The sequence below is a fragment of the Serratia sp. BNK-17 genome, from assembly GCF_048684935.1.
Taxonomy (GTDB): Bacteria; Pseudomonadota; Gammaproteobacteria; order Enterobacterales; family Enterobacteriaceae; genus Serratia; species Serratia nematodiphila.
Map to the genome: position 1 here is coordinate 1,209,757 of NZ_JBLQTR010000001.1, position 24,904 is coordinate 1,234,660.

Annotated in this window: 27 protein-coding genes; 11 read left to right on the plus strand and 16 right to left on the minus strand. The window is 59.6% G+C overall.

The features are described from left to right. Nucleotides 1-89 precede the first annotated feature (89 nt). Nucleotides 90-353 carry a peroxide/acid stress response protein YhcN gene (gene yhcN, locus ACMGF7_RS05860; RefSeq protein ID WP_004933578.1) on the plus strand — a complete coding sequence of 88 codons (264 nt, stop codon included), beginning with the start codon at nt 90-92 and terminating at the stop codon, nt 351-353. Between the two features lie 197 nt (nt 354-550). Here yhcN and mpl read toward each other — a convergent pair whose 3' ends face one another. Next, the gene (gene mpl / locus ACMGF7_RS05865; RefSeq protein WP_004933582.1) at nt 551-1,930 is read right to left on the minus strand and encodes a UDP-N-acetylmuramate:L-alanyl-gamma-D-glutamyl-meso-diaminopimelate ligase; all 1,380 of its coding nucleotides are present in this window, start codon (nt 1,928-1,930) and stop codon (nt 551-553) included. Between the two features lie 169 nt (nt 1,931-2,099). Between mpl and fbp the strand changes: the two genes are divergently transcribed. Next, entirely contained in the window at nt 2,100-3,104 is a 1,005-nt protein-coding gene (gene fbp / locus ACMGF7_RS05870; protein ID WP_004933587.1) for a class 1 fructose-bisphosphatase, read from the plus strand. A 45-nt stretch (nt 3,105-3,149) separates the two neighbouring features. Here the strand turns inward: fbp and ACMGF7_RS05875 are convergent, their stop codons facing one another. After that, nucleotides 3,150-4,703, minus strand: a complete 1,554-nt coding sequence (locus ACMGF7_RS05875) for a methyl-accepting chemotaxis protein (protein ID WP_049243025.1) — start codon at nt 4,701-4,703, stop codon at nt 3,150-3,152. 260 nt (nt 4,704-4,963) lie between these two features. Here ACMGF7_RS05875 and ppa point away from each other — a divergent pair, with 260 nt between their 5' ends. Beyond that, the gene (gene ppa / locus ACMGF7_RS05880; RefSeq protein ID WP_004933594.1) at nt 4,964-5,494 is read left to right on the plus strand and encodes an inorganic diphosphatase; all 531 of its coding nucleotides are present in this window, start codon (nt 4,964-4,966) and stop codon (nt 5,492-5,494) included. 52 nt (nt 5,495-5,546) lie between these two features. Here the strand turns inward: ppa and ACMGF7_RS05885 are convergent, their stop codons facing one another. From ACMGF7_RS05885 to tamA, 3 genes are read right to left on the minus strand one after another with little or no spacing between them, the layout of a single operon-like run. Next, nucleotides 5,547-5,894, minus strand: coding sequence for a gamma-glutamylcyclotransferase family protein (locus tag ACMGF7_RS05885; RefSeq protein WP_004933596.1), 348 nt, complete (start codon nt 5,892-5,894; stop codon nt 5,547-5,549). 2 nt (nt 5,895-5,896) lie between these two features. Beyond that, nucleotides 5,897-9,715: an autotransporter assembly complex protein TamB gene (gene tamB / locus ACMGF7_RS05890; RefSeq protein ID WP_420286391.1), complete on the minus strand. Its 3,819-nt coding sequence runs from the start codon at nt 9,713-9,715 to the stop codon at nt 5,897-5,899. Then, nucleotides 9,712-11,430 carry an autotransporter assembly complex protein TamA gene (gene tamA / locus ACMGF7_RS05895; RefSeq protein ID WP_170310347.1) on the minus strand — a complete coding sequence of 573 codons (1,719 nt, stop codon included), beginning with the start codon at nt 11,428-11,430 and terminating at the stop codon, nt 9,712-9,714. Before tamA ends, tamB begins: the two co-directional genes overlap by 4 nt. Nucleotides 11,431-11,734: 304 nt before the next feature. Here tamA and msrA point away from each other — a divergent pair, with 304 nt between their 5' ends. Together msrA and ACMGF7_RS05905 are read left to right on the plus strand one after the other, a co-directional pair. Then, nucleotides 11,735-12,376, plus strand: a complete 642-nt coding sequence (msrA, locus tag ACMGF7_RS05900) for a peptide-methionine (S)-S-oxide reductase MsrA (RefSeq protein WP_048325839.1) — start codon at nt 11,735-11,737, stop codon at nt 12,374-12,376. 180 nt (nt 12,377-12,556) lie between these two features. Then, nucleotides 12,557-13,888 carry a hemolysin family protein gene (locus tag ACMGF7_RS05905; protein WP_004933603.1) on the plus strand — a complete coding sequence of 444 codons (1,332 nt, stop codon included), beginning with the start codon at nt 12,557-12,559 and terminating at the stop codon, nt 13,886-13,888. Between the two features lie 69 nt (nt 13,889-13,957). On the opposite strand, the gene ACMGF7_RS05910 is transcribed toward ACMGF7_RS05905, so the two are convergent. Then, nucleotides 13,958-14,164: a DUF1107 domain-containing protein gene (locus ACMGF7_RS05910; protein WP_004933604.1), complete on the minus strand. Its 207-nt coding sequence runs from the start codon at nt 14,162-14,164 to the stop codon at nt 13,958-13,960. A 330-nt stretch (nt 14,165-14,494) separates the two neighbouring features. On the opposite strand from ACMGF7_RS05910, the gene ACMGF7_RS05915 reads away from it, so the two are divergent. Beyond that, nucleotides 14,495-15,052, plus strand: a complete 558-nt coding sequence (locus tag ACMGF7_RS05915) for a YtfJ family protein (protein WP_049243018.1) — start codon at nt 14,495-14,497, stop codon at nt 15,050-15,052. A 1-nt stretch (nt 15,053) separates the two neighbouring features. Here ACMGF7_RS05915 and cysQ read toward each other — a convergent pair whose 3' ends face one another. Continuing rightward, a complete protein-coding gene (gene cysQ, locus ACMGF7_RS05920) occupies nt 15,054-15,794 on the minus strand; it encodes a 3'(2'),5'-bisphosphate nucleotidase CysQ (RefSeq protein WP_420286752.1) in 741 nt (246 codons plus the stop codon). 255 nt (nt 15,795-16,049) lie between these two features. Between cysQ and ACMGF7_RS05925 the strand changes: the two genes are divergently transcribed. Next, nucleotides 16,050-18,002: a bifunctional 2',3'-cyclic-nucleotide 2'-phosphodiesterase/3'-nucleotidase gene (locus ACMGF7_RS05925; protein WP_420286392.1), complete on the plus strand. Its 1,953-nt coding sequence runs from the start codon at nt 16,050-16,052 to the stop codon at nt 18,000-18,002. A gap of 98 nt (nt 18,003-18,100) precedes the next feature. Here the strand turns inward: ACMGF7_RS05925 and fklB are convergent, their stop codons facing one another. Next, the gene (gene fklB, locus ACMGF7_RS05930) at nt 18,101-18,721 is read right to left on the minus strand and encodes an FKBP-type peptidyl-prolyl cis-trans isomerase (protein ID WP_004933618.1); all 621 of its coding nucleotides are present in this window, start codon (nt 18,719-18,721) and stop codon (nt 18,101-18,103) included. A 267-nt stretch (nt 18,722-18,988) separates the two neighbouring features. Here fklB and ACMGF7_RS05935 point away from each other — a divergent pair, with 267 nt between their 5' ends. Further along, nucleotides 18,989-19,663: an OapA family protein gene (locus ACMGF7_RS05935; protein WP_420286393.1), complete on the plus strand. Its 675-nt coding sequence runs from the start codon at nt 18,989-18,991 to the stop codon at nt 19,661-19,663. Between the two features lie 3 nt (nt 19,664-19,666). Here the strand turns inward: ACMGF7_RS05935 and ACMGF7_RS05940 are convergent, their stop codons facing one another. The 5 genes from ACMGF7_RS05940 to rpsF all read right to left on the minus strand — a co-directional run bounded on the left by ACMGF7_RS05940 (nt 19,667) and on the right by rpsF (nt 21,579). Then, complete coding sequence (locus tag ACMGF7_RS05940) at nt 19,667-20,020, minus strand: DUF488 domain-containing protein (RefSeq protein WP_015376398.1); 354 nt, start codon at nt 20,018-20,020, stop codon at nt 19,667-19,669. 110 nt (nt 20,021-20,130) lie between these two features. Then, nucleotides 20,131-20,583, minus strand: a complete 453-nt coding sequence (gene rplI / locus ACMGF7_RS05945; RefSeq protein ID WP_004933629.1) for a 50S ribosomal protein L9 — start codon at nt 20,581-20,583, stop codon at nt 20,131-20,133. Between the two features lie 39 nt (nt 20,584-20,622). After that, nucleotides 20,623-20,850, minus strand: coding sequence for a 30S ribosomal protein S18 (gene rpsR / locus ACMGF7_RS05950; RefSeq protein WP_000135199.1), 228 nt, complete (start codon nt 20,848-20,850; stop codon nt 20,623-20,625). Between the two features lie 4 nt (nt 20,851-20,854). Then, nucleotides 20,855-21,172, minus strand: a complete 318-nt coding sequence (gene priB, locus ACMGF7_RS05955; RefSeq protein ID WP_049233092.1) for a primosomal replication protein N — start codon at nt 21,170-21,172, stop codon at nt 20,855-20,857. A gap of 8 nt (nt 21,173-21,180) precedes the next feature. Continuing rightward, entirely contained in the window at nt 21,181-21,579 is a 399-nt protein-coding gene (gene rpsF, locus ACMGF7_RS05960) for a 30S ribosomal protein S6 (RefSeq protein WP_004933634.1), read from the minus strand. Between the two features lie 453 nt (nt 21,580-22,032). On the opposite strand from rpsF, the gene ACMGF7_RS05965 reads away from it, so the two are divergent. Further along, on the plus strand, nt 22,033-22,299 hold the full coding sequence (locus ACMGF7_RS05965) for a DUF1471 domain-containing protein (protein WP_004933636.1): 267 nt from the start codon (nt 22,033-22,035) through the stop codon (nt 22,297-22,299). A gap of 99 nt (nt 22,300-22,398) precedes the next feature. On the opposite strand, the gene ACMGF7_RS05970 is transcribed toward ACMGF7_RS05965, so the two are convergent. Both ACMGF7_RS05970 and yjfP read right to left on the minus strand, forming a co-directional pair. Beyond that, the gene (locus tag ACMGF7_RS05970) at nt 22,399-22,758 is read right to left on the minus strand and encodes a hypothetical protein (RefSeq protein ID WP_033645683.1); all 360 of its coding nucleotides are present in this window, start codon (nt 22,756-22,758) and stop codon (nt 22,399-22,401) included. Between the two features lie 122 nt (nt 22,759-22,880). Beyond that, nucleotides 22,881-23,633, minus strand: coding sequence for an esterase (gene yjfP / locus ACMGF7_RS05975; RefSeq protein ID WP_049243008.1), 753 nt, complete (start codon nt 23,631-23,633; stop codon nt 22,881-22,883). Nucleotides 23,634-23,760: 127 nt separating this feature from the next. Between yjfP and bsmA the strand changes: the two genes are divergently transcribed. Beyond that, nucleotides 23,761-24,069 (plus strand): biofilm peroxide resistance protein BsmA, encoded by a 309-nt coding sequence (bsmA, locus tag ACMGF7_RS05980; protein ID WP_004933642.1) that lies wholly within the window; start codon nt 23,761-23,763, stop codon nt 24,067-24,069. 122 nt (nt 24,070-24,191) lie between these two features. Next, a complete protein-coding gene (locus ACMGF7_RS05985; protein WP_033633541.1) occupies nt 24,192-24,467 on the plus strand; it encodes a DUF1471 domain-containing protein in 276 nt (91 codons plus the stop codon). Here the strand turns inward: ACMGF7_RS05985 and ACMGF7_RS05990 are convergent. Further along, the gene (locus ACMGF7_RS05990) at nt 24,464-24,862 is read right to left on the minus strand and encodes a DUF350 domain-containing protein (RefSeq protein WP_016929354.1); all 399 of its coding nucleotides are present in this window, start codon (nt 24,860-24,862) and stop codon (nt 24,464-24,466) included. The genes ACMGF7_RS05985 and ACMGF7_RS05990 overlap by 4 nt on opposite strands. Between the last annotated feature and the right edge of the window lie 42 nt (nt 24,863-24,904).

Consider the following 24,904-nt stretch of genomic DNA (forward strand, 5'->3'; position numbering starts at 1 on the left):
TCTCTGGAATCAAACGCTGTCATAACGGCCTTCAAGAATAAAAATCGCTGCCAAGCCCTTCCAGGCTGTTATGACCAAGGATCGCTATCATGAACATGAAAACTACTGTTGCTGCACTCGGTTTGCTGTCCGTCATCTCCTTCGGCGCGTCTGCCGCCCAGTTGGTGACTAACGATCAGACCGCCAATCTGCAATCTATCGGCACCATTACCGTCAGCGGCATCGACGGCGCGCCGACCGACATTCGCCAGGCGTTGTCGGAGAAAGCCGACGCGAAAGGCGCGACCGCCTACCGCGTGATCGAAGCCCGTAACGAAGGCAACTACCACGCCACCGCCGAGATTTACAAATAACAACTCTGGGAACGGCTTTGCAGAGCTGATTACCCTCGTCACTGCCACTGCCGAGTTCTGACGCAAACGCCGATTTCCCAGAGACCCTCTCGTCGTCCTATCCGACGAACCCCGTTGCCCTCGCTCGCGAGGGCTTTTTTATGGGCGTAAAAAAGGCCGCGAATGCGGCCCTTAGGTTGGCTTATGCGGCTAAGCGATCAGTAGGTCACCTTCGGTTCCTGCTTTTTCGCCAGCGCGTCCAGCAAGCGATCGTGAATACCGCCGAAACCGCCGTTGCTCATCACCAGAATGTGGTCGCCCGGCTGTGCGGTTTTCACCACCATGTCCACCAGCGTGTCGAGATCCGCACTCCAATGCGCCGGCTGCACGCAGGCATCCGCCACTTCCGCGACCTGCCACGGAATGTGGTGCGGCTGGAACAGGAACACTTCGTCGGCACGGCCGAGCGAAGGCGCCAGATCGTTTTTGCTGATGCCCATTTTCATGGTGTTGGATCGCGGTTCCAGCACCGCCAGAATGCGCGCCGTACCGCCGACCTTGCCGCGCAGCGCGGCCAGAGTGGCCAGGATCGCCGTCGGGTGGTGCGCGAAATCGTCGTAAACCGTGACGCCGTTGGCTTCGCCACGCAGCTCCAGGCGGCGGCGGGCGTTGATGAAATCGCCCAACGCGCGGCAGGCGTCCGCCGGCTGCACGCCGACGTGGCGAGTCGCGGCGATGGCCATCAGGCCGTTATGCATGTTGTGCTCGCCCACCAGCGCCCACTTCACTTCGCCGACCTGCTCACCGTCGAGGAACACCGCGTAATGGCTGGCGTCCGGCGTCAGCTTCTGCGCACGCCAGGCGCCCTCTTCGCCCACCAGCTCCTGTTCGCTCCAGCAGCCCATCGCCATCACCTGCTTCAGGTGGCTGTCGTTGTCCGGCAGGATGATTTTGCCTTTGCCCGGCACCAGACGCACCAGGTGGTGGAACTGTTTCTGGATGGCTTTCAGATCGTCGAAAATATCGGCGTGGTCGAACTCCAGGTTGTTCATGATCAGCGTGCGCGGGCTGTAGTGCACGAACTTGGAGCGTTTGTCGAAGAACGCGCAGTCATACTCGTCGGCCTCGATCACGAAGAACGGGCTGCCGCCGAGGCGGGCCGATACGTCGAAGTTGCCCGGCACGCCGCCGATGACGAAGCCGGGCTGGTAGCCGCAGGCCTCGAGGATCCAGGTCGCCATGCCGGCGGTGGTGGTTTTGCCGTGGGTGCCGGCGACCGCCAGTACCCAGCGATCGCGCAACACGGCGTCGTGCAGCCACTGCGGGCCGGAAACGTAAGGGATACCGCGCTCCAGCACCGCCTCCACGCACGGGTTGCCGCGCGTCATGGCGTTGCCGATGATCACCAGATCCGGCGCCGGATCCAGCTGGGCGGGATCATAACCCTGAATCAGATCGATCCCCTGGTTCTCCAGCAGCGTGCTCATCGGCGGATAGACGTTGGCGTCCGAACCGGTGACGTCATGCCCCAGTGAGCGCGCCAGCATCGCCAGCCCGCCCATAAAGGTGCCACAGATCCCAAGAATGTGAATGCGCATAGGTTTCTCATGTGAGTGCATCGAATGTCGGCATATTCTAACGCTCAGAATCGTCCAGAAGAAATGGATTTGCCTATGAATGGCGCGCATCTTTGGGCTACACTGCACGCGAAAACGTTGGCGGTTTGTTAACAGGCCGCTATCCATCCGTAGATTCAGGGATTGTGTCATGAAAACGTTAGGCGAATTTATCGTCGAGAAACAGCACGACTTCTCTCACGCCACCGGCGAGCTGACCGCGTTACTTTCTGCAATTAAACTGGGCGCCAAAATCATCCACCGCGACATCAACAAGGCCGGCCTGGTTGATATTCTGGGAACCAGCGGGGTGTCCAACGTACAGGGCGAAGTTCAGATGAAACTGGACCTGTACGCGAACGAAAAACTGAAAGCGGCGTTGAAAGCGCGTGGTGAAGTTGCGGGGATCGCTTCCGAAGAAGAAGATGAAATCGTGATATTCGACGGCGAGCGAGCTGAAAATGCCAAGTATGTCGTATTGATGGATCCGTTGGACGGCTCGTCCAACATCGATGTCAACGTCTCGGTCGGTACGATTTTCTCTATCTATCGTCGCATCACGCCGGTCGGCACGCCGGTGACCGAAGAAGACTTCCTGCAGCCGGGCAGCGCCCAGGTCGCAGCGGGTTACGTGGTTTACGGCTCGTCCACCATGCTGGTGTACACCACCGGTTACGGCGTCCACGCCTTCACATACGATCCGTCTCTGGGCGTGTTCTGTCTCTCTCACGAGAAAGTGCGCTTCCCGGCGAGCGGCAACATGTATTCCATCAACGAAGGCAACTACATCAAGTTCCCTCTCGGCGTGAAGAAATACATCAAGTACTGCCAGGAGCAGGACGAAGCGACGCAGCGCCCTTATACCTCGCGCTACATCGGTTCTCTGGTGGCGGATTTCCACCGCAACCTGCTGAAAGGCGGCATCTACATCTACCCAAGCACCGCCAGCCACCCGCAAGGCAAGCTGCGCCTGCTGTACGAATGCAACCCGATGGCGTTCCTGGCCGAACAGGCCGGCGGCAAGGCCAGCGACGGCAAAAATCGCATTCTGGACATCACGCCGGTGAAACTGCACCAGCGCGCGCCATTCTTCGTCGGCACCAAGTCGATGGTAGAAGACGCAGAACGCTTCATCGCCGAAAACCCGGACGAGTAACGCGTTACTGGCAAGGGTTCGGCGCCGCGCCGAACCCTTATCGCCTTACAGCTTGAACGCCGCCATGCTCTGCGCCAGCAGCTGAGCCTGATCTTCCAGCGAGCGCGTCGCCGCCGCCGACTCTTCCACCAGCGCCGCATTCTGCTGCGCCACCTGATCCATCTGCGCCACCGCCAGATTCACCTGTTCGATACCGCTGCTTTGTTCGCGCGTCGCCGCCGAGATCTCACGCATCAACGCCGTCACCCGACCCACTTCACCGGTGATACCGCTCATGGTCTGCGCCGCCGACTCCACCATCTGCTCGCCTTCCTGCACCCGGTTCTGCGACGCTTCGATCAACCCTTTGATCTCTTTCGCCGACTGGGCGCTACGCTGCGCCAAATTGCGCACTTCGCCGGCCACCACCGCGAAGCCGCGGCCCTGTTCACCGGCGCGCGCCGCTTCCACCGCCGCGTTCAGCGCCAGGATATTGGTCTGGAAGGCGATGCCGTCCATCACGCTGATGATATCGGCGATGCGGCGCGAGCTGTCGGTGATCGCCTGCATCTTGCTCATGACCTGGCTGACCACGTCGCTGCCCTGGTTGGCGATATCGGACACGCTCAGCGCCAGCTGATTGGCTTGCTCGCAGTTCTCGGCGTTCATTTTCACCGTCGAGGTCAGCTGTTCCATGCTGGCGGCAGTCTCTTCCAGCGAAGCGGCCGATTCTTCGGTGCGCTGCGCCAGATGCAGGTTACCGGCCGCCAGCTCGCGTGAACCGGTGTCGATCTGGCTGCTGGCGTCACGCACTTTGCTGACCGAATTGGCCAGCGCCCGCTGCATGCGCTGCATCGCCCGCACCAGGCGGCCCATTTCGGTATCGCCCTCGCCGCGGATCTCATGGGTCAGATCGCCGCCGGCGATGTATTCCAGCTGCGCGATGGACTCATCCAGCGGACGCAAAATGATCACCCGCAACGCAAACCAGGCCAGCACCGCCAGCAGCACGCTGAGCAGGCCCGCCACCACGATCAGCGAGATCTTGGTGCTGGCGTTGCTTTCCGCGTCATACACCTGCTTCTCGCCGAGCTTCATGGCGAAGCTGCGGAAATCGCTGAGATCCTTTTCAAACGCGATGCTCAACGCAGAGATACGGGTCTCCTGAATATGGTAGTACTCATCGATCTTGCCGGCCTTGATGGCGGCGGCCATCGGCTTCACGCCCTGCTCCAGATAGGCGCGATAGCTGTTTTGCAGGCGGTTGGAGAGTTCGCGGCCGCGCTCGGTCACGGTGCCGACGCCGACAAAGCGCGCCATTTCCTTGTTCGACTGCTCGAGGTAGCCGTAGATGCGGCCGACGGTGGCGTCGGCGACATCAGTCTGGCCGATCTCCCGTTGGCGCACCGCCAGCGAGGCGGCGGTTCGGGCGCGCAGCGTCAGGTTGGAGCTGTTGGCCAACGAGCCCAGCTCTTCGCCGAGGATCTGGTTCAAGGTATGGATCGAGCGCGATCCTTCGTTAATCGCGTTGACGCCAATAACGCTGACCATGATCAGCAGCATGGTCATCAGGCTCAGCAGGGCGATCAGCCCAGCCTTCACCGTAATCTTTTTTAGCATGAGTTCTTCCCGGCTTCAGAATAGTGAGATCAGACGTAGTAGGGGTGGCAAAACGCGGAGCCAGCTTTGCTGGCTCATTATTGTTTGTTGAAGTTATCGGCAGCCGCAGGCAAAACTTCATGCCGCGGCGGGATTAATCTGGAAATTCTCCGCGCGCAGAAACACTGGGTTTTCGACGATGAAAAGGGCAGGAAATCGCAAAAGAGTCCGCTATAATAGCCGCCACTCCATTTCTGGTTTGATGATTAAAGGAAACCGACATGAGCTTGAATCTGGTCCCAGCTGGCAAAGACCTGCCGGAAGACATCTACGTAGTAATCGAAATCCCGGCCAACGCCGATCCAATCAAATACGAAATCGACAAAGAAACCGGCGCGCTGTTCGTTGACCGTTTCATGTCCACCGCGATGTTCTACCCGTGCAACTACGGCTACATCAACCACACTCTGTCTCTGGATGGTGATCCGGTTGACGTGCTGGTCCCAACCCCATATCCGCTGCAGCCGGGCTCCGTGATCCGCTGCCGTCCGGTTGGCGTGCTGAAGATGACCGACGAAGCCGGTGAAGACGCCAAGCTGGTTGCGGTACCGCACAGCAAGCTGACCAAAGAGTATGATCACGTGAAAGACGTGAACGACCTGCCGGAACTGCTGAAAGCCCAGATCGCTCACTTCTTCGAGCACTACAAAGATCTGGAAAAAGGCAAATGGGTGAAAGTGGAAGGCTGGGCAGACGCTGCCGCAGCTAAAGCGGAAATCATCGCCTCCTTCGAACGCGCCGCCAAGAAGTAATTTTCGCCGCCGTCCGATGAAAAAACACCGCTCATTGAGCGGTGTTTTTTTATTACTGATCTTCGAGGCGTTTCAGCCAGTCACCGCTGGTAATTCGCGGGTAACCGTCCACGCTGTGTTTATACAGGTAGATCCACGCACTCCCATAAGGCGTCTGAATCAGCTCGCGCTTATAGTCCTTGGTGTTGCTTTTCAGTTCGTCCAGCTCTGCCAGAATCGATGAGTTAATACGATACACTTCGCAATGTATCGTGCCCTCTCCAGGGATCGCCGCCGGGTAATGGCCCAGATTATAAATCTGATAGCCTTCGAGCTCGTGCTCGCCGAGCCATTGGGCGTTGGTCATCCAATGGCTGTTTCCCTGTTTGCGCCGTAAACTGCCGTAGACAATTATTCGCATCGCTAAAACTCAAACTGATAGAGCAAATCTAATGCCTGGTCGAGACCAGACACCGCTTCAAGATACAACTTAGGCATCAGGCGATAACGCAACGTCAGCGTGGCCAGCGAGTCGAAAATACCCACCCCATATTTTACTTGTAAGCCTGGGAGGACATAGCCGCTCACGACAACCTGGGAATTGTCGCCAACCCCTTGAGTGTCCAGAGCCAAATTACTCACGCCGAATGCCTCGCCGATTTTACCCACAAGTTGACCACTTTGTGCAACCCCCATGCCGATTAACATCGACGTCATGGCGTTGCCGTCGGCGCCGGAACTGCTTAAGCCCTGACCGCGCAGCAGATAAGACAGGGCTTCCTGTTGCGATTTGGCCGGATCGGAGAACACTTCCAGCTTCGGCGCATCCGCCAGGCCGGTCACGCGCACGCCGGCGGTCACGTCGTCCTCGGTGGATTCCGGGTTGCGGATCGCCTCGATATTGAGCAGCGGCTGATCCGGCGGGCCGGAGAACATCAGCTGCCCTTTACGCACGATCAAATCCTGACCATAAGCATGGAAGCGACCGGAAGGGATGTCAATCTGGCCATTGAGGCCCAACCCTTTCTTGTCCTGCACCACTTTCAAATCGCCCTTCAGGCGGGCTTTCAGGCCGAAGGCGTCCAGCCGCACGTCGTTGCCGACGTGGATCATCAGGTTGCTGTTGATCGGGATCGAGGCGGTCTTCGGTTGAATCGGCTTCAGCTGATCGTCCAGCATCACCTCGTCGGAAGAGACGCCCACCGCGCTTTCCGGCAGTTCCTGCACCGTGATGCGCGCCCAGGGAATGTCGACCTTGCCGTTGAGCGAGAACAGCTGCGGCGTGGCTTCGAACACCAGATCCGGCGATACGTCGATGCGGATCATCGGCGGCACCGTCACCCGCAGCTTGTCGCCCTTGGCGGCAATGCGCGCACGCCAGGCATTGATGTCACGCCAGTCGGCATCGCCCGCCAGATTCAGCTGGCCGCGCGTGGTGCTGAGCAGCCCTTCCAGCGTCGAGGTCATGCCGTTGAAATTCACCGCCAGCCGCGCGTCGGTCATATCGAACGGCATCCAGTGCCCCTGCACCTTCGCCCGATCCAACGCCAGACGCCCGAACACCAGCGGCTTCTGCGCGCTGCCGCCCAGACGCAGGTTGGCGTTCAGCATGCCCGCCGCGCTTTCGCCCTTCATCAGCGCCGGGTTAATCAGCGCCAACGAAATGTTGGTGATATTGACGTTGCCGCTGATGGTGCGCCGCACCTGCGGATCCGCCACCTGGATATTGCCGTCGAACTGGCCGTTGTTGGTCAGTTTGATCCGCCAGTCGGCCTGCGCGCGGCCGTTGTTCAGGCCGGCGTTGAGGGTCAGCGTATCGAAGGCGATCGGTAGCGCGTTGCCCTGCACCTGCTGCACCACCTTGACGCCGTTGCCGGCCAACGTGACCTTCGCCTCCGGCAGCGCGCCGCCCGGTTTCCAGCTGACGTCGGCCCGGCCGGTGAACACGCCGCTCAGGGCGGTCTCCGGGCCGAGGAACGGCTTGATCATCGCCAGATCGAAGCGGTTGAGCACCACGCTGGCCTGGCCGCTCTGGCCGGCTTCGATGGTCTTCGGCACGCACAGCTCGGCGTTCGGGTTCTGCCAGCAGTGCGGCCCGACGCTGATCTTCTGCGCGGTGTTCAGGTAGTCCAGCGCGATGGCGCGCGTCAGGCGCCACTCCCCCAACGGCGTATCGAAGCGGGTATTGTTCAGATTGCCGCGCCAGCGCTGCTGCTGACGATCGAAGCTGCCCTGCAGCGCCAGCTGGCCGGAGACCGGTTTGCCGTCGATCTTCAACTGCAGCTGATGCTGCTTCTCGCTGCCTTTGGCGTCGAGGGTCAGCAGGCTGACCTCCAGCGCGTCCTGCTTCAGCTGCTCGACGCGTACCGCCAGCTGCCCTTGGATCTGATCCGTGGAGCGCACGTCGCCGTCGATCTTCACGCGGTTGATGCGCAGCGCCTGCCACTGCAAGCCGGAGGCGGTCAAATCCGCCAGCAGCTGAGGCGCCTGCAGATTGCCGCGCAGCTTCAGCAGCCCTTTGGCGGTGCCGCCGAGGCCCGGCAGCGCGCCGTCCAGACGCGGCGCGTCGATGTTGGCGTCCAGGTTCCAGTTCTTCTCGTCCAGCTGTCCTTTGACATTCAGCTGGTTGCGCCCCAGCGTCAGATCGATGCCGGGGATTTTCCACTGCCCGGCGGCGTTGCCGCTCAGCGTGCCGCGCGCCGTGACCTTGTTCTGCTTCACGTTGCCGTCCAGCTGCAGCACCGGCACCTGCAGCTGCCAGCTGCCGCCGTGCAGGCTGCCGCGCGTGGTGATCTTGCCGTCGAGTTTCGCCGGCCATTCCGGCCACTGCTTGGCGGTATTGATGCCGCTCAGCGTCAATTGCGAGTTCCAGCTGATGGCCTTGCTCCAGTCCACCAGCGCAGTGAGATCGGTATTGCCCTGCAGCGCCGCCAGGCGCAGGCGCTCCAGCTTGAACTGCTCGACGTTGCCTTTGCCGTCCAGCGTCAGCACCGCCGGCGGCAGATCCTGGCCTTTCAGATTGGCGCGCGTCGACAGCGCATAGTCGGTCGCCTTGCCGTTAAAGCGCAGGCGGAAATCGTTGACCTGATACTGCGCCTCGCCGCTCAGCGGCCATTTCAGCTGCTTGCTCTGCAGCGTCAGCGCCAGCGGCAGGCCTGCTTCGGCCAGCCGGGTTTGCACATCGAGCTGGGCGCCGACCGGGCCGGACAGGTTCAGCGCCACCTTCAGCTCATCACGCAACCCGCCGCCGATGTTCAGCTTCACCTTCTCGCCCTTCAACGGGTCGATATTCAACGCGCTATTGGCGGTCAGCGCCACCGGCCAGTCGCCAGTCAGGGTCGCCTGCCCCTGCACCGACAGCGTGCCCTGCGGCGACTTCACGTCGAAGTTGTCCAGCTGGATATGCTGATCCTGCGTGCTGGCCTGCAGCAACAGGCTCGTGATCAGCACGTCGGTATCGCCGGTCAAGCGCAGCTGTTCGCCGCTGATCTCTTTCACGGTGATATCCAGCGGCAGGCGGATGTCCGGCAGATCCGGCAACAGCGGTTTGGCGAACAGTTCCTTCAGCGTTTCGCCGAGCGGCTTCTCCTCCGGCTCCGGCGCCGGTTTCGCCGCGTCGGTAACCTGCTCACCGACCTTTTTCGCCACCTCGACCGCCGGTTGCACCGCTTCCGGCAACGGATTTTGCGGCGTTTTCGGCAAGGCGATCAGCAACGAGCCGATCTTGGTTGGCATCAGCGTCAGCGCGCGCTCTTGCCACTGCGCGCCGGTGCGGAACTCGGCCAGAGAAATGGCGGTGTCGTCGACGGTGACCTTGACGTTATTCAGCGCCAGCAGGCGCAGGGTGATCGGATAAGGGGTGCTGAGATTGGTGGTCGGTTCACTGCTCTCCTCCACCGGCGCGGAGGGCGCCATCTCTTTGGTGTTCACCGCCACGTCCACGTCCTGAGCGGTCAAAGCGTTGACGCACAGCGAGCTGCGTTTAAAGCAGGAGAGATCGAGGGAGAGATGGAACTGCCCGGCGTTGACCGTCACGCCCGGCATCTGATACTTCACGCCCTTCAGCGTCAGATCGCGCCAGCCGCCGCTGACGCCGGCGATCTCCAGCCCCGGCACCCAGCGCGCCGCGCCGTTGATGACCATATGCAAACCGGTGGTGGTCCCCACCAGGAAGGCCAGGCCGCCGATCAGCAACAGCAGAATGACCAGAAATCCGAGGCAAATCTTTTTAACCAGGCTCATAGTTCAGGCCCCAAACCGATGTAGAACTGCATCCCGTGGGTGTCCTTGTCCCCCACGGGCGCGGCGATATCCAGCTTCACCGGCCCCACCGGCGACTGCCAGCGCACGCCTACGCCGGCGCCGGTCTTGAAGTTGCTCTGCTTGATATCGTTCACCGCTTCACCGGAATCGACGAACATCGCCCCCCACCATTTGCCGGTCACGTTGTATTGATACTCCAGCGAGCCGGTCAGCATCTTGGAGGCGCCGGTCAGCTTGCCGTCGTCGCCGCGCGGCGAAATGTCTTTGTACTTGTAGCCGCGAATGCTGCGGTCACCGCCGGCGAAGAAGCGCAGATCCGGCGGCACCTTGTCGAAGTCGTTGGTTTCGATCCAGCCCACCTGCCCGCGCGCTACAAAGCGATGCTTGTCGGCCAGGGTGCGGATCCAGACGTTCTGCGCCTGCATCAGCGCGAAGTCCACGCCGGAGCCCCAGGAAGTGTCGGACACGTCGATGGAATAGCGTTGGCTGTCACCCCAGGTCGGCATCAGCCCGCCGCGCGAACGGGTGCGGTTGAAGCTGACGCCAGGGTACAGCAGCATGGTGGTGTTGCTGACGTTGCCTTGGGTAAAGTTATCCCAGCGCCAGGTCAGGTTGATCGCCCGCTGCCAGCCGCTGGAGAGATCCCAGTTGCGCGAGGCCACCACTTTGGAGGTCACGGATTTGGTGTCGTTAAGATCGACGTTCTTGAGCCCGCCCTGCAGCAGGTAATACTGCTCCAGCGGGTTCTTGAGCAGCGGGATCTTGTAAGTCAGATCCAGCTGCTGCTCCGGCGCCGACACGCTGGCGCTGGTTTCCAGACTATGCCCGCGATCGTTGAGCCAGGGCTTTTTCCAGGTGCCTTTCACCCGCGGGCCGACGTCGGTGGAGTAACCGATACCGGTTTCGACGGTGTTGCGCGTACGCGGCGTCACCAGCGCGTCCAACGGCAAAATCTTGTTCTCTTTGGCATCGTTGAAATCAGGGGACACCACCACCGAGTTGAACCAGTTGGTGGCGGACAAACGGCGGTTCAGCTCGGCCAAATCCTCCGAACTGTAGTAATCCCCCTGATGAAAGGGCACCAGATTTTGCAGATAGTCTTCGCGGATTTGCGAACCGGTGAATTTCACCTTGCCGAAGCGGTAACGTTCGCCGCTGTTGAAATCGATATCCCAAAACGCCTTGTGCAGATCTTCGGCCACGCCGAGCTGGCTTTTGGTCATGTCGGCGTCGAAGTAGCCTTTGCGCAGCGCCAGGCCGGTCAGCGAGCCTTTGAAACTGTCATACTTGCCGTGGTTGAGGATCTCACCGATGGTCGGCCGATCCTTCTTTACCAGCGCCAGGTAGTCCTCATCGGTCTTCGCGCCGCCTTCCAGCACGATGTTGGCGCCGGCGATGCGCACCGGTTCGCCCGGATTGACCTTGGCATGCAGCACCGGGCGCGACATCCCCGGCCGATCGTCCAGCGTAAACTCGATGGTCGGCTGGTAATAGCCGAGCGCGCGCAGCCCCTGGCGCACCGCCTCGTCCACCCGTGCGCGGAAGCGGCCGTCGGTGCCGACCTCTTCAGGCGTGATCGACGACAGCCGCACCCGGACGTTTTTTTCCAACTCTCCGCTTAACCCCTCCACCTGCAGCCGCACGTTCGCCGCATAGGCTGCAGGTGCCGCAAGCAACACAGATATCAAGCACATGACCGGGTACTTTGGCACGTGTTCTCCTTATTGATTTTACTGTCCTGTTATGGTGTTCGCTCCGGGGCCAGGGCAGACTCCGCGCTATCATGACGGCAGCCCTCTTCAACCTTCTTCCGGACGCCGCCCGCCGCGCTTTGCCACCGCCGCGCAACAGGCGAATTCTTCACTTTTGGCGCTCAAAATACTGCGTTAAGCTTATACAAAATCCAACTTGCCGCTTATTGTGGGCAAAGACGCGGTGAGATACAACCGAACCGCCGCCATGTAGGGTCAATTCTTACTGTGACAACAGGAGTCAACCGTGGTGCCATTTTTTGATAAATCACAAACCGTCGATAAGGCAAGCGCGCTGCCTGGCCGCACCACGCCAATGCCTGTCGCAACGCTCAACGTCGTCACCGAACACTCGATGACTCAGGTGCCGGCCGGCATGGAGGTGGCGATTTTCGCCATGGGCTGTTTCTGGGGCGTTGAGCGCCTGTTCTGGCAACAGCCGGGCGTCTACAGCACCGCCGCCGGCTACAGCGGCGGCTATACGCCGAACCCGACCTACCGCGAAGTGTGCAGCGGCCAGACCGGCCACGCCGAAGTGGTGCGCGTGGTGTTCGATCCGCAGGTCGTCAGCTACAAACAGCTGCTGCAGCTGTTCTGGGAAAATCACGATCCGGCGCAGGGCATGCGCCAGGGCGGCGACGTCGGCACGCAGTACCGCTCGGCGATTTATACGCTGAGCCCAGAGCAGCAGGCCGAGGCGGAAAGCAGCCTGCAACGCTTCCAGCAGGCGATGGATGCGGCGGGCGATAAGCGCGCCATCACCACCGAGATCGCACCGGCTCTGCCGTTCTATTACGCGGAAGACGATCACCAACAGTACCTGTTCAAAAACCCGGAAGGCTACTGCGGGCTGGGCGGCATCGGCGTTTGCCTGCCGCCGCAGGGCTGATTTGATGCCGGCCGGCGGCACTTTTTTAACCGCTGGCGGCCCCTGTGGGGCAACTGCTATACTATGCGGGCCGCTTCTGCGGCCCGATAGCTTCCCTTCTGGTTGTTATCGCTGCTTTTTTTACTATGTACTACCCTTCCTCAAGAGCGCCGGCATCCCGTCGGCACGTATGGATAGATTATGTTAAACAGTATTTTACTGATTCTTTTTCTGATCGCGGTGAGTGCGTTCTTCTCACTGTCGGAAATCTCTCTGGCCGCCTCGCGCAAGATCAAACTGAAGCTGATGGCTGACGAAGGTAACGTCAACGCCGCCAGAGTGCTCAAGCTGCAAGAAACCCCTGGCATCTTTTTCACCGTGGTGCAGATCGGCCTGAACGCCGTGGCCATCCTCGGCGGTATCGTCGGCGACGCGGCTTTCTCGCCCACTTTCAAGGTGTTGTTCGATCGTTTCCTGTCGCCCGAATTGGCGGAACAGGTCAGCTTCATCTGCTCTTTCGTGCTGGTGACCAGCCTGTTTATCCTGTTCGCCGATTTGACCCCGAAGCGCATCGGTATGATTGCACCAGAGACGGTCGCCGTCCGGATCATCAACCCGATGCGTTTCTCCATCATGATCTTCCGCCCGCTGGTGTGGTTCTTCAACGGCATGGCCAACCTGATCTTCCGTATGTTCAAGCTGCCGATGGTGCGTAAAGACGACATCACCTCCGATGACATCTATGCGGTGGTGGAAGCCGGCGCCCTGGCGGGCGTACTGCGCAAACAGGAGCACGAGCTGATTGAAAACGTGTTCGAACTGGAATCGCGCACCGTGCCGTCTTCGATGACTTCGCGCGAAAGCGTGGTGTACTTCGATCTGCGCGAAAGCGAAGAGAGCATCAAGGAGAAAGTCTCGACTCACCCGCACTCCAAGTTCCTGGTGTGCGACGGCCATATCGATCAGGTGGTCGGCTACGTCGATTCCAAAGACCTGCTGAACCGCGTGCTGGGCAACCAAAGCCTGGTGCTGAGCAGCGGCGTGCAGATCCGCTCGGCGCTGATCGTGCCGGACACGCTGACGCTGTCCGAAGCGCTGGAAAGCTTCAAAACCGCCGGCGAAGACTTCGCGGTGATCCTCAATGAATATGCGTTGGTGGTGGGCATCATCACCCTTAACGACGTGATGACCACGCTGATGGGCGATCTGGTCGGCCAGGGCCAGGAAGAGCAGATCGTGGCGCGCGACGAAAGTTCATGGCTGATTGAAGGCGGCACGCCGATCGACGACGTGATGCGCGTGCTGGACATCGACGAGTTCCCGCAGGCGGGCAACTACGAGACCATCGGCGGCTTTATGATGTATATGCTGCGCAAGATCCCGAAACGCACCGACTTCGTCAAATACGCCGGCTACAAGTTCGAAGTGGTGGATATCGACAGCTACAAGATAGACCAGCTGCTGGTCACCCGGCTGAGCGACAAGCCCGCGGCGGTGCTGCCGAAAGCGCCGGACGACACGCCTGCGGCCTGACGGCGGTAAGACAAAAACATCAGCGGCCCCATCGGGGCCGCATTTTTTTTACCGCTGTCAGCGAGGTGCTCACCCCATCTCGGTCTGCAACAGCAGCACCTGACGGTTCACTTCAGACATCACGCTGAAATGGCGCTTGTCGCGAATCTTCGGCGGCAGGATTTTCCCCTCGTCGAATTCAAATGCGCCCACGTCCTTGATATACAGCCTTCCGCGAAACAGGGTCTTAACGTACTTTGCCACTTTCAAAGGGTTATAACGCTGGAAGATTCTCATTCTTTTACGCTCCTCCCGTTGATCCATGCGCTCAGCGAGCCGCCAAAGGTGGCAGCCTCGAAATTCAGAACGCAACTTGATTGCATGTAGTAGACCCAGTAAAGACCAGAACGTTCACTTCTGCCCGGATATCTACGCTGGATTTACACTTTTTGACAGAATTGTATATGATAATTTATAACGTTTTCAGGATATCCCTTCAAAATCTGATGATTAGCGAACCAAGGGAAAATCTGCGATCCGGTTAACAGGACAGACCTCTTATCACATCCTATGCTTTAGGCTGTCGAAGTGCTGTCGCACAAATTCCCCCCATTACAAGGAGAAAGCATGAAAACAAGTCGCATGCTGATGGTATCCCTGCTGCTCACCCCGCTTTTCGCTTCCGCGCACAACTTCCAGCTCCAGCAGCGCGTGGCGCCGGTCGGCGTCAGCGACAAAGGAGAGCTCAATTACGCTGACGGTAATTTTAGCTACCAGAACTGGAACAGCGCGCAGCTCAGTGGAAAAGTGCGAGTGATACAACATATTGCCGGCCGCAGCTCCGCCAAAGACATGAACGACCCACTGATTGAAGCGATCAAGAAGGCGAAGCTACCACACGATCGTTACCAAACGACGACAATCGTCAACACCGACGATGCCCTGATGGGCACCGCGATGTTCGTGCGCAGCAGTATTGAAGACAGCAAGAAGGAGTTCCCATGGTCGCAGTTTATCGTCGACAGCGACGGCAACGTGCGCAAAGCCTGGGATCTGCAGCCGAAAGGATCCGCCATCGTGGTGCTGGATAAGCAAGGGCGCATCCAGTTCGCCAAAGACGGCGCGCTGACGCCGGAAGAGGTGCAGCAGGTGATGTCCAAGCTGCACCAGCTGTTGGCGAACTAACTCAGAACAGCGACACCCGGAAGCCGGGGTTGAGGAAAGATTCACGCGGGGTATAGAGCAATGGCTTACCCTTCCAATCGTGAATTTGCGCCCCGGCGGCCACCGCCACCGCATGCCCTGCGGCGGTATCCCAAATGTTGGTCGGCCCGAAGCGCGGATAGAGCTGCGCCTTGCCTTCCGCCACCAGACAGAACTTCAGCGAGGAACCGACTGACACGGTCTGGTGCTCGCCCAACTGCTGCAAATAATCTTTCAGTTCGTCATCGATATGCGAGCGGCTCACCACCACCAGCGGCGGATGCGCGTTGCTGACGCCGATCGCCTGCCGCACGCCCTTCTCTTCTTTCCAAGCCTTACCGCGCTCCGCCAGATACAACACGTCGATCGCCGGGGCATACACCACCCCCATCACCGCCTGCCCGTCTTCAATCAGGGCGATATTGACCGTGAACTCGCCATTGCGATGTAAAAACTCTTTGGTGCCGTCCAACGGATCGACCAGCCAGTAGCGCGTCCAGCCGCGGCGCTCTTCCCACGCCGGCGGATCCTCTTCCGACAGCAGCGGCACCTCCGGCGTCAGCGCCGCCAGGCCGCGCTTGATGATATGGTGTGCCGCCAGATCGGCCGCCGTCACCGGTGAATCATCTTTTTTCTGTGCGACATCAAGCGGTTGTTCACCATCGTACACCGCCATGATCGCCGCCCCCGCCTCGCGGGACAGTTGGCAAATTCGCTCTAACATCATGCACCTCAACTCCGCATCTCCGTGGGAAATTTCCCCCTGTCTCTGCTAGCAGACTAGTTTTTTTTACGCCGAATATCCATCTCAACCGCCTAAGCCTCGGGAATTCCTCATTTCTTGTTGGGCACAACTGTGAACTTCCCCGCGTTACCCGCCGCCATTTTCTGCCACACTTCACAGTTTACTGTGGCAAGCAATGTTAATTACATTTCCCTCTGCGATAACACTCGAATAATGGAATGGAGAGAATCCCAAATGATGAAGCATCCACTGACGCTGTCCGCGCTTGCGCTGCTGGTGTGCGCCTCCGCGCAAGCGGCCACCGTCGATCTGCGCGTGCTGGAAACCACCGATCTGCACAGCAACATGATGGACTTCGATTACTACAAGGACACACCGACCGACAAGTTCGGCCTGGTGCGCACCGCCAGCCTGATCCAACAGGCGCGCCAGCAGGCCGCCAACGCGGTGTTGGTGGACAACGGCGACATCATTCAGGGCAGCCCGCTCGGCGACTACATGGCGGCCAAGGGGCTGAAACCGGGCGACGTGCACCCGGTCTATAAGGCGATGAACACGCTGGACTACGTCGTCGGCAACATCGGCAACCATGAGTTCAACTATGGGCTGGACTACCTGAAGAACGCTATCGCGGGCGCCAAATTCCCGTATATCAACGCCAACGTCATCGACGCCAAAACGCAAAAACCGCTGTTCACGCCGTACATCATCGTCGATACGCCGGTGAAAGATCACGACGGCAAGGCGCATACGCTGCGCATCGGCTACATCGGCTTCGTGCCGCCACAGATCCTGGTGTGGGACAAAGCCAACCTGCAGGGCAAAGTGACGGTGGACGACATCACCGCCACCGCCAAGCGCTACGTGCCGCAGATGCGTAAAGAGGGCGCCGATCTGGTGGTGGCGATCCCGCATTCCGGGCTGTCCAGCGAACCTTACAAGGCGATGGCGGAAAACTCGGTCTATTACCTCAGCCAGGTGCCGGGCATCGACGCCATCATGTTCGGCCACGCCCATGCGGTGTTCCCGAGCAAGGACTTTGCCAACATCAAAGGCGCGGATATCGACAAAGGCCTGCTGAACGGCGTGCCGGCGGTGATGCCGGGCCAATGGGGCGATCATCTCGGCATTGTCGACCTGCAGCTCAACAACGATGGCGGCAGCTGGAAAGTGACCGCCGCCAACGCGGAAGCACGGCCGATCTACGACAAAGAGAACAAGAAATCGCTGGCGGCGGAAGACGCCGCGCTGGTGAAAGTGTTGGCGGACGATCACAAGGGCACGCGCGAGTTCGTCAGCCAGCCGATCGGTAAATCCGACGGCAACATGTACAGCTACCTGGCGCTGGTGCAGGACGATCCGACGGTGCAGATCGTCAACAATGCGCAGAAAGCCTACGTCGAACATTACATCCAGGGCGATCCGGACCTGGCCGATCTGCCGGTGCTGTCGGCGGCGGCGCCGTTCAAGGTCGGCGGCCGCAAGAACGATCCCGCCAGCTTCGTCGAAGTGGAAAAAGGCCAGCTCACCTTCCGCAACGCCGCCGATCTCTATCTCTACCCCAATACGCTGGTGGTGGTGAAGGCGAGCGGCAAAGAGGTGAAAGAGTGGCTGGAGTGCTCCGCCGGCCAGTTCAACCAGATCGACGTCAACAGCGCCAAGCCGCAGGGCTTGATCAACTGGGACGGCTTCCGTACCTATAACTTCGACGTGATCGACGGCGTCAACTACCAGATCGACGTCAGTCAGCCGGCGCGCTACGACGGCGAATGCCAACTGATCAACGACAAGGCGGAGCGTATCAAGCAGCTGACCTTCAACGGCAAGCCGATCGATCCGAACGCCACCTTCCTGGTCGCCACCAACAACTACCGCGCCTACGGCGGCAAATTTGCCGGCACCGGCGACCAACATATCGCCTTCGCTTCGCCGGATGAAAACCGCTCGGTGCTGGCGGCCTACATCAGCGCCGAAACCCAGCGGCATGGCGCGGTGCGCCCGCAGGCGGACAACAACTGGCGTTTGGCGAACTTCAGCAGCCAGCAGCCGCTGGATATCCGCTTCGAGACCTCGCCTTCGGACAAAGCGACAAGGTTTATCAAAGAGCACGCCCAATATCCGATGAGCGCCGCAGGCAGCGACAGCATCGGCTTCGCGGTTTATCGCATCGATTTAAGCGGTAAGTAACACGGTTTATGGCCGGCGCGCCCGGCCATTCATCGCCCGTCTGCGCGGCGCATAAAATAAGGGCGCCACGAAGGCGCCCAGAACAATCCTCGGTGGGATTACAGGATTTCCAGCAGCTCGACGTCGAACACCAGCGCGCTGAACGGCGGGATGGACGCGCCTGCGCCACGCTCGCCGTAGGCCAGGTTGTGCGGGATATACAGCTGCCATTTGGAGCCGACCGGCATCAGGGTCAGCGCTTCGATCCAGCCTGGGATCACGCCGCTGACCGGGAATTCTGCCGGCTGGCCGCGTTCAACCGAGCTGTCGAACACGTCGCCGTTGATCAGACGGCCGGTGTAGTGCACACGCACGCGATCCTGACGGGACGGAATTGGGCCGTTGCCCTGCTCCAGTACGGAGAACTGCAGGCCAGACTCGGTCAGCGTCACGTCATCGCGCTTGGCGTTGTCGTCCAGGAATTTCTGGCCTTCAACCGCCATCGCCTGCTGGCGCTCGCGGCGCACCGCGTCCGCACGCTCGTGGATTTCACGCAGCGCACGGTGCACCACGTCTACCGGAACCGCCGGGGCATTCCCTTCCAGCGCGTCACGCAAACCCGCCAGCAAAGCTTCCGGTTGCAAACCTTCCAGCCCGGACTCTTGCAGCTGCTGGCCGACCTGTAAACCAATCCCGTAACTTGCTTGCGCTTCAACGCTGTCAAAAGAAGGGGTTGTCATGGGGTTTTCCTTAAGTCTGTAAAAAGTCGAAAGCGCAGCATAACAGCGCGTCAATGCCGGGTAAAATCTTGTGTGGAGAATGATGACTTTTGTCGTAGAAAAAGAAACAATAACCTTCTGTTAACGCCCGCAGCCGCAAACCCCGGCTCTGCCGCTCAGCCGCCTTTCACTTCAATCAGTTAGCGGACTATACTGAAAGCAGGATATCGGGCAGGCGACGCGTTTGCCGCGCCGCACTGATTATTACGCCGTCGAAGAGAGGTCACCATGGGCAGAATCGCGCCCAGGAGAAGGAAAACCACCCGCATCTACCAGCCGCTGCTGCGCACCTGGCTGAACATCAGCCAGCGCCTGAAACCAGGCGCCGCACCCACGGCTGAAGGCGCGGAACCGCCATCGGAGCCGCCGTCGGCCAACGACAAAATGCAGCGGGTCAAAGCGCTGCTGATTAAAGTCTGGCATCTGCCGGACGGTTTCCATTGGATGGAACCGCTACCCTACTTTCATCGCCGCTGGGTGCTGATCTTCGGCATCATTCTGCTGCTGGCGTTGCTGTGGCCCTACTCGCCCGAAAGACAGCCGTTCCCGGTCTCTCAGCAGGAAACCAGCGTGCCGCTGCAGGCCGAGCTGCAAAACGGTGGTAGCGCCGCCGCGCCTGCCAACGAACCGACGCCGGCAGGCAACTGGCAGCGTTATCAGATCCAGCCCGGCCAGACCCTGGCCCAACTGTTTCGCGACAACAATCTGCCGGTGAATGAAGTGTTCGCCATGGCACAGGTGGAAGGCGGCGACAAGCCGCTGAGCAACATGAAAGCCGGCCAGGAAGTGCGCATCGAACGCGACGCCAACGGTGTGATTAGCGCGCTGTCGGTCACCACGGCAGACAACAGCCAGGCGCTGTTCCGCCGCCAGGCCGACGGCAGCTACCGCCGGGAACGCTAATCTCTACAGCTGCGCCAGCAGAAACTCGCGCAGCACCACGCCCTGATTGTGCTCGGTATCTTTGCTGCCATACAGCAGCGTCAGCGTTTGCCCCTGCCGTAACAGCGCCACCAGCGGCTGCCAGGCGTCGTTGGCCGCCAGCTGTTGGCGATAGCGCGTCTCAAAGGCTTCCCACTGGTCGGTATGCTGATGGAACCACTTGCGCAGCTCGTCATCCGGCGCCACCTGTTTCAACCACTGCACGCCCGTCAACCGCTCTTTGCTGATGCCGCGCGGCCATAGCCGGTCTATCAGATAACAGTGTTCCGGCGCCGGCGCGCTGAAATCGTAAACCCGCTGTAGCGTAATCGTTGCCATCGCACGCTCTCCTTTTCATCCCGTCTTCAAGCGTAGCGCGTTTTGCCGGACGCAGAAAAGCAAAACGCCAGCGCGAGGCTGGCGTTTTAACCGGTTAACAGTAGCGTAAATTACGCTTCTGCAACCACAACTACATTCAGCTGTGCGAACACGTCGCTGTGTACCTGGAAGTGCACTTCGTGCTCGCCAGTGGTACGCAGAACGCCGTTCGGCAGACGAACTTCGCTCTTGGCAACTTCAACGCCTGCCGCAGTCACTGCGTCAGCGATGTCGCGGGTGCCGATAGAGCCGAACAGTTTACCTTCGTCGCCAGATTTGGAAGCGATGGTGACTGAACCCAGTTCGTTGATCTTGGTTGCGCGAGCTTCAGCAGCAGCCAGAACGTCAGCCAGTTTGGCTTCCAGTTCAGCACGGCGTGCTTCGAAGAACTCAACGTTTTTCTTGGTAGCAGGAACAGCTTTGCCCTGTGGTACCAGGAAGTTACGAGCGTAGCCCGCTTTAACGTTAACTTGATCACCCAGGCTGCCCAGGTTTGCTACTTTATCAAGCAGAATAACTTGCATTACCTTATCCTCTCAAAGTCGTTAATGGACAGTGGCCGATTACTGATGACGATCAGTGTACGGCAACAAAGACAGGTAGCGCGCGCGCTTGATAGCACGGGCCAGCTGGCGCTGATATTTTGCACGAGTACCGGTGATACGGCTCGGTACAATTTTACCACTTTCGGTGATGTAGTTTTTCAGCGTAGCGATGTCTTTATAGTCAATCTCTTGAACGCCTTCCGCGGTGAAACGGCAGAACTTGCGACGACGGAAATAACGTGCCATTTGGCTAGTCTCCAGAATCTATCAATTCAATCTGCTCGGCATGCAGAACCAATTTGCTCAGCCCGTTGCGCCCTTGATGGCAGCTTACAAAGCCTTGCACGGTAATCTGACTGCCGACCGTTAATCTTTGAGTTAGTGCTTGTGACTGTTGTCCGCTGACAACCACGGGCATTCGGCACCATGCTTGTCTGCTGAATCCGGCTTCCATCTGCTGCGAACGGTGCTCTAGCACAAATTGGCAGTGCGGTATCCCGGAAGGACTCACTTTTCGAACCGGCGCCTTGCACACAGTGCCCGACAAAACCAGACGATTAGCCGTCACGGCGGCAATTACTCTTCAGAATCCCCAGCATCTGCATCATCTGCGGTTTCGTTAGCGAAGTCTTCGCGGCGATCGCCACGACGTTCGTCTTTCGCTTTAACCATCGGAGATGCTTCGGTTACCGCGTGCTTAACGCGCATAACCATGCTGCGGATAACGGCGTCGTTGAAGCGGAAGTTAGTTTCCAGCTCATCGATCGCTTCCTGCGGCGCTTCAACGTTCAGCAGAACGTAGTGAGCTTTGTGCAGTTTGTTGATCGGATAAGCCAGCTGACGGCGGCCCCAGTCTTCCAGACGGTGAATCTGACCTTGCGCGTTAGTGATGGTAGCACTGTAACGCTCGATCATGCCCGGAACCTGTTCGCTTTGGTCAGGATGGACCATAAAAACGATTTCGTAATGACGCATCGAATTGCTCCTTACGGATTATTCAGCCTCCTGTCAGGGTCAACCGCGGCCCATGGAAGCAAGGAACGTGTTTAGTGTGCGGCTGAAAAATGACGCGTAATCATACTGACGCAGGGCGGGAAACTCAAGGACTGCGTGGGTTTTATTCGCGTTAATGCGAGGCGCTATGGGAAATAGCACGATTTGCTCGTGAGTGAACCTATGTACGCCGATCCATCAGTTTCAAAAATCTTTCAATGAAATCAGCGTTGAGTCACAAATCTATTTCACTTTTTTTGAAGGATGCCTTCAAAACACCCCGCTTTTTAATCGCCGGCAACGGACTAAAATTAACCATATCCGCCGCAGACAGCGCGACGAAAAAGATCCCAGGTTATTCAATGCAGATAAATGACTTTTTGCCGCAGCGACACTCGCTGTCAGGCCGTAACGGCAAAAAGTAAGAGAGGCACTATGAAACGCATTATTCTCGCGACGGCGCTGGCCGCCCTGTTCTCCGCCAATGTGATGGCCGCGACGGAGATCACCTCGCACCAGGCCGATCAACGCCAAAGCGTCGGCTTCGTCACCCTGAACCAGAATGTGGTTTCGCCGGACGACGCCAGCAGCCAGGTCAGTAAAATCGCCGACCAACGCGGCGCAAGCTCTTATCGCATCATCGCCCTGCACGAACCGGGCGACAACAGCACGATGCACGTCAGCGCCGAGCTGTACCGCTAAAGAGACGCGCCACGCCAGGGAAATCCCAGGGCTTCATCAGAAAGCCCGTTCAGTCCGCACCGGAGCGCCGCCCGTTGGGCGCTCCGCTTCCCCCGCCAATCAGAGCTTGAGCAACGCCGGCGCGTTGAGCGCCTTGCCCGGATTGTGCAACTGCAACGCCATCCGCAGATAGTGGGTGCGCATTTGCAGCAGATCGGCACTTTCCGCCAGGGTCGCCCGCTGTTCGAACGAGAGTGCTCCCGGCGCCGCAGTGTGAGTGGCCGCCGCTTTCGGCGCGAAAGAGAACAGTGCCGTCATGTTTTGCACCGTATGCGCGGTAATGCGCGACAGCGGATGCACCTTGCCGTCGGCTGCCTCCAGCATCTCGCTGAAGGCCGCTGAGTTAAGCTCGGCGCGCGCTTTCATCGTTCCCATCAAACTGCGATCGGCGTCGGCCGTCTTGCTGATACCCTTTATCATGCCCTGCTCCTTGCTGCCCCAGAAAGAATTCACGCTGACATTCTCCCCTTCATTCGGCCAAACGATAGCCGAAACAGCAGGCACAGAGCGCTGCAATTCCATGCATCGTGCCCGGCGGCGCATCACAGCTCGCGGCGGAAAAAGTCTGCCGTGGCGGACAGCGCCAACGGCGTGATGCGGTGCTTCACCCCCGGCTCGACGAGCGACGTCAAACGGCCATCCGCGCCTTGCCGCCGCAGTTCGGCCGCCAAACGCAGGCTGTCCGCCGCAGGCACCACGTCGTCCGTCTCGCCGTGCCACAGCAACAACGGCCGCCCGGCTATCGTCTCCAAACGTCCTTCCAGCTCATATTCCGCCAGCACGGCGGTGCGCGCGGCAAACGCCGCCGGCGAGAGCGCCTCGCCCTCTTCGCCCAACGGCGGATACAGCGTTTGCGCCAGTGAACGGTAATAGCCGGAGCCCATCAGACTGGCGGCCGCCCGGATCCACGGGAAGCGCGCGAAGGCGCCAAGCGCGGTCATGCCGCCCATTGAGGCGCCGGCAACGCCGATGCGTCCGTCGGCAATCAGGCCAAGCCGCTCAAAATGTGCCTTGATCTGCGGCAGCTCGTCGATATTGCCGCGCAGGATCTCCCAGAACGCCGCCAGGCGCCGCGTCTCATCGCCGTCGAACCGCTCGCCGTGCCGATCGGCATCCGGCAGCACCGCCCGAAAACCGGCGCGCGCCAGCGCATAGGCGAAGTAGGCGTACACCTCTTTCGACGAGGTATAACCATGGCAGAAGAACACCGTCGGCAGCGGCCGATGATACTGCCCCGCCGGCACCGCATGGATCACCGCAATATCGCCCGCCCGCTCGTCATGAATTTCGATCATCCGTTCATCCTCAACTCACCTGTTGGCATTCATCATGACAAACTTGCGCCAGCCAGCGTTAGCTCAATCTGTTCCAGCTTATATTGCGTTACACTGAAGCCATCGCACCGGCTCTTTCGAGGTTCCCATGACGTTTGTCCGCACACTCATCGCCCTGACGCTGGCCGCACAGCTTTCCGCCTGCGGCATCATGACCACCACGCCGAAACCGCCGCCGCCGCCCACCACGCAGGCGCAGGAGATCGTTCGCGCGCAGACCGCCGAGCTGGTGAAAATCGGCACCGTCACCGCCGTGGTACGCGGCAGCCCGATGGACGTGGAAGCGGAGATCCAGCGCAAGGCCACCGCCGCCGGCGCCCGTTATTATGTGATCATCATGAACAGCGAAACCGTCGTGCCGGGCCAATGGTATTCCCAGGCGATCCTGTATCGCTAAGGCGGGGATTTTTTAAGCAGATTTACACTGGCTTTGCACAGGCTGAAGCAGGGTGTTGCACACTGAGGGACAGCATGCCGCATGTTGCGGGTGCGATTCAGGATCTGACGAAGGGGAACGCCATGAAACGCTCCACCGCACTCACCTCCCTCTTGCTTTCCATGGGGTTGCTCAGCACCGGCGCACAGTCCGCCGAGCTGGCGCCCGCCGATCGCGTGACGCCGCTCAGTGAAATCGCCGAGATCACCTTCAGCGATCTGCCCGGCTCGCCGCAGGAAGCGGAACTGGCCATCGCCCGCACCGCCGGTCAACACGGCGCCAGCTATTACCGCATCCTGCGGATGGAAGAACAGGCGCACCCGCTTGGCTGGCGCGCCTCGGCCATCTTATACCTTTAGTAGCTCATGCACGCCGCATTCAACACGCCGCCGCTAACGGAGACGCCCCCCAGGAAAATCCCGGCGGCCAGATGATTCGCTTCGATCTTTTCGCTGATGCGCGGCATGTAGATCTTCACGGCCGCGAACAGCAGCAGTTGCACCACCAGCGCCACCACGCCCCACAGCAGGTAATCCAGCAGGCTGATCGAGTTGATCGCCGCGCTGGCCAGCGGGATCACATACCCCAGGCAAGCGCCGATAAAGGCAAAGGCGGCGGATTGATTATCGGCCTTGATCAACGCCCATTCGTCATGCGGGGTGATGCGGGTATAGACGAACAGAAACACCAAAATCATGGCGAAACCGCTGAAGAAGTAAGAGGCGAACGCCGCCAACGCGCTGAGAATATCCATGTGCATTTTCCTGTCAGAGTGAGGCTGAATTAAAAAGGTTTT

Excerpts from the sequence above, each read along its gene's own strand:
- yhcN (WP_004933578.1), top strand. The coding sequence starts at position 90 with ATGAACATGAAAACTACTGTTGCTGCACTCGGTTTGCTGTCCGTCATC.
- mpl (WP_004933582.1), bottom strand. The coding sequence starts at position 1,930 with ATGCGCATTCACATTCTTGGGATCTGTGGCACCTTTATGGGCGGGCTG.
- fbp (WP_004933587.1), top strand. The coding sequence starts at position 2,100 with ATGAAAACGTTAGGCGAATTTATCGTCGAGAAACAGCACGACTTCTCT.
- ACMGF7_RS05875 (WP_049243025.1), bottom strand. The coding sequence starts at position 4,703 with ATGCTAAAAAAGATTACGGTGAAGGCTGGGCTGATCGCCCTGCTGAGC.
- ppa (WP_004933594.1), top strand. The coding sequence starts at position 4,964 with ATGAGCTTGAATCTGGTCCCAGCTGGCAAAGACCTGCCGGAAGACATC.
- ACMGF7_RS05885 (WP_004933596.1), bottom strand. The coding sequence starts at position 5,894 with ATGCGAATAATTGTCTACGGCAGTTTACGGCGCAAACAGGGAAACAGC.
- tamB (WP_420286391.1), bottom strand. The coding sequence starts at position 9,715 with ATGAGCCTGGTTAAAAAGATTTGCCTCGGATTTCTGGTCATTCTGCTG.
- tamA (WP_170310347.1), bottom strand. The coding sequence starts at position 11,430 with ATGTGCTTGATATCTGTGTTGCTTGCGGCACCTGCAGCCTATGCGGCG.
- ACMGF7_RS05905 (WP_004933603.1), top strand. The coding sequence starts at position 12,557 with ATGTTAAACAGTATTTTACTGATTCTTTTTCTGATCGCGGTGAGTGCG.
- ACMGF7_RS05910 (WP_004933604.1), bottom strand. The coding sequence starts at position 14,164 with ATGAGAATCTTCCAGCGTTATAACCCTTTGAAAGTGGCAAAGTACGTT.
- ACMGF7_RS05915 (WP_049243018.1), top strand. The coding sequence starts at position 14,495 with ATGAAAACAAGTCGCATGCTGATGGTATCCCTGCTGCTCACCCCGCTT.
- cysQ (WP_420286752.1), bottom strand. The coding sequence starts at position 15,794 with ATGTTAGAGCGAATTTGCCAACTGTCCCGCGAGGCGGGGGCGGCGATC.
- ACMGF7_RS05925 (WP_420286392.1), top strand. The coding sequence starts at position 16,050 with ATGATGAAGCATCCACTGACGCTGTCCGCGCTTGCGCTGCTGGTGTGC.
- fklB (WP_004933618.1), bottom strand. The coding sequence starts at position 18,721 with ATGACAACCCCTTCTTTTGACAGCGTTGAAGCGCAAGCAAGTTACGGG.
- ACMGF7_RS05935 (WP_420286393.1), top strand. The coding sequence starts at position 18,989 with ATGGGCAGAATCGCGCCCAGGAGAAGGAAAACCACCCGCATCTACCAG.
- ACMGF7_RS05940 (WP_015376398.1), bottom strand. The coding sequence starts at position 20,020 with ATGGCAACGATTACGCTACAGCGGGTTTACGATTTCAGCGCGCCGGCG.
- rplI (WP_004933629.1), bottom strand. The coding sequence starts at position 20,583 with ATGCAAGTTATTCTGCTTGATAAAGTAGCAAACCTGGGCAGCCTGGGT.
- rpsR (WP_000135199.1), bottom strand. The coding sequence starts at position 20,850 with ATGGCACGTTATTTCCGTCGTCGCAAGTTCTGCCGTTTCACCGCGGAA.
- rpsF (WP_004933634.1), bottom strand. The coding sequence starts at position 21,579 with ATGCGTCATTACGAAATCGTTTTTATGGTCCATCCTGACCAAAGCGAA.
- ACMGF7_RS05965 (WP_004933636.1), top strand. The coding sequence starts at position 22,033 with ATGAAACGCATTATTCTCGCGACGGCGCTGGCCGCCCTGTTCTCCGCC.
- ACMGF7_RS05970 (WP_033645683.1), bottom strand. The coding sequence starts at position 22,758 with ATGATAAAGGGTATCAGCAAGACGGCCGACGCCGATCGCAGTTTGATG.
- yjfP (WP_049243008.1), bottom strand. The coding sequence starts at position 23,633 with ATGATCGAAATTCATGACGAGCGGGCGGGCGATATTGCGGTGATCCAT.
- bsmA (WP_004933642.1), top strand. The coding sequence starts at position 23,761 with ATGACGTTTGTCCGCACACTCATCGCCCTGACGCTGGCCGCACAGCTT.
- ACMGF7_RS05985 (WP_033633541.1), top strand. The coding sequence starts at position 24,192 with ATGAAACGCTCCACCGCACTCACCTCCCTCTTGCTTTCCATGGGGTTG.
- ACMGF7_RS05990 (WP_016929354.1), bottom strand. The coding sequence starts at position 24,862 with ATGGATATTCTCAGCGCGTTGGCGGCGTTCGCCTCTTACTTCTTCAGC.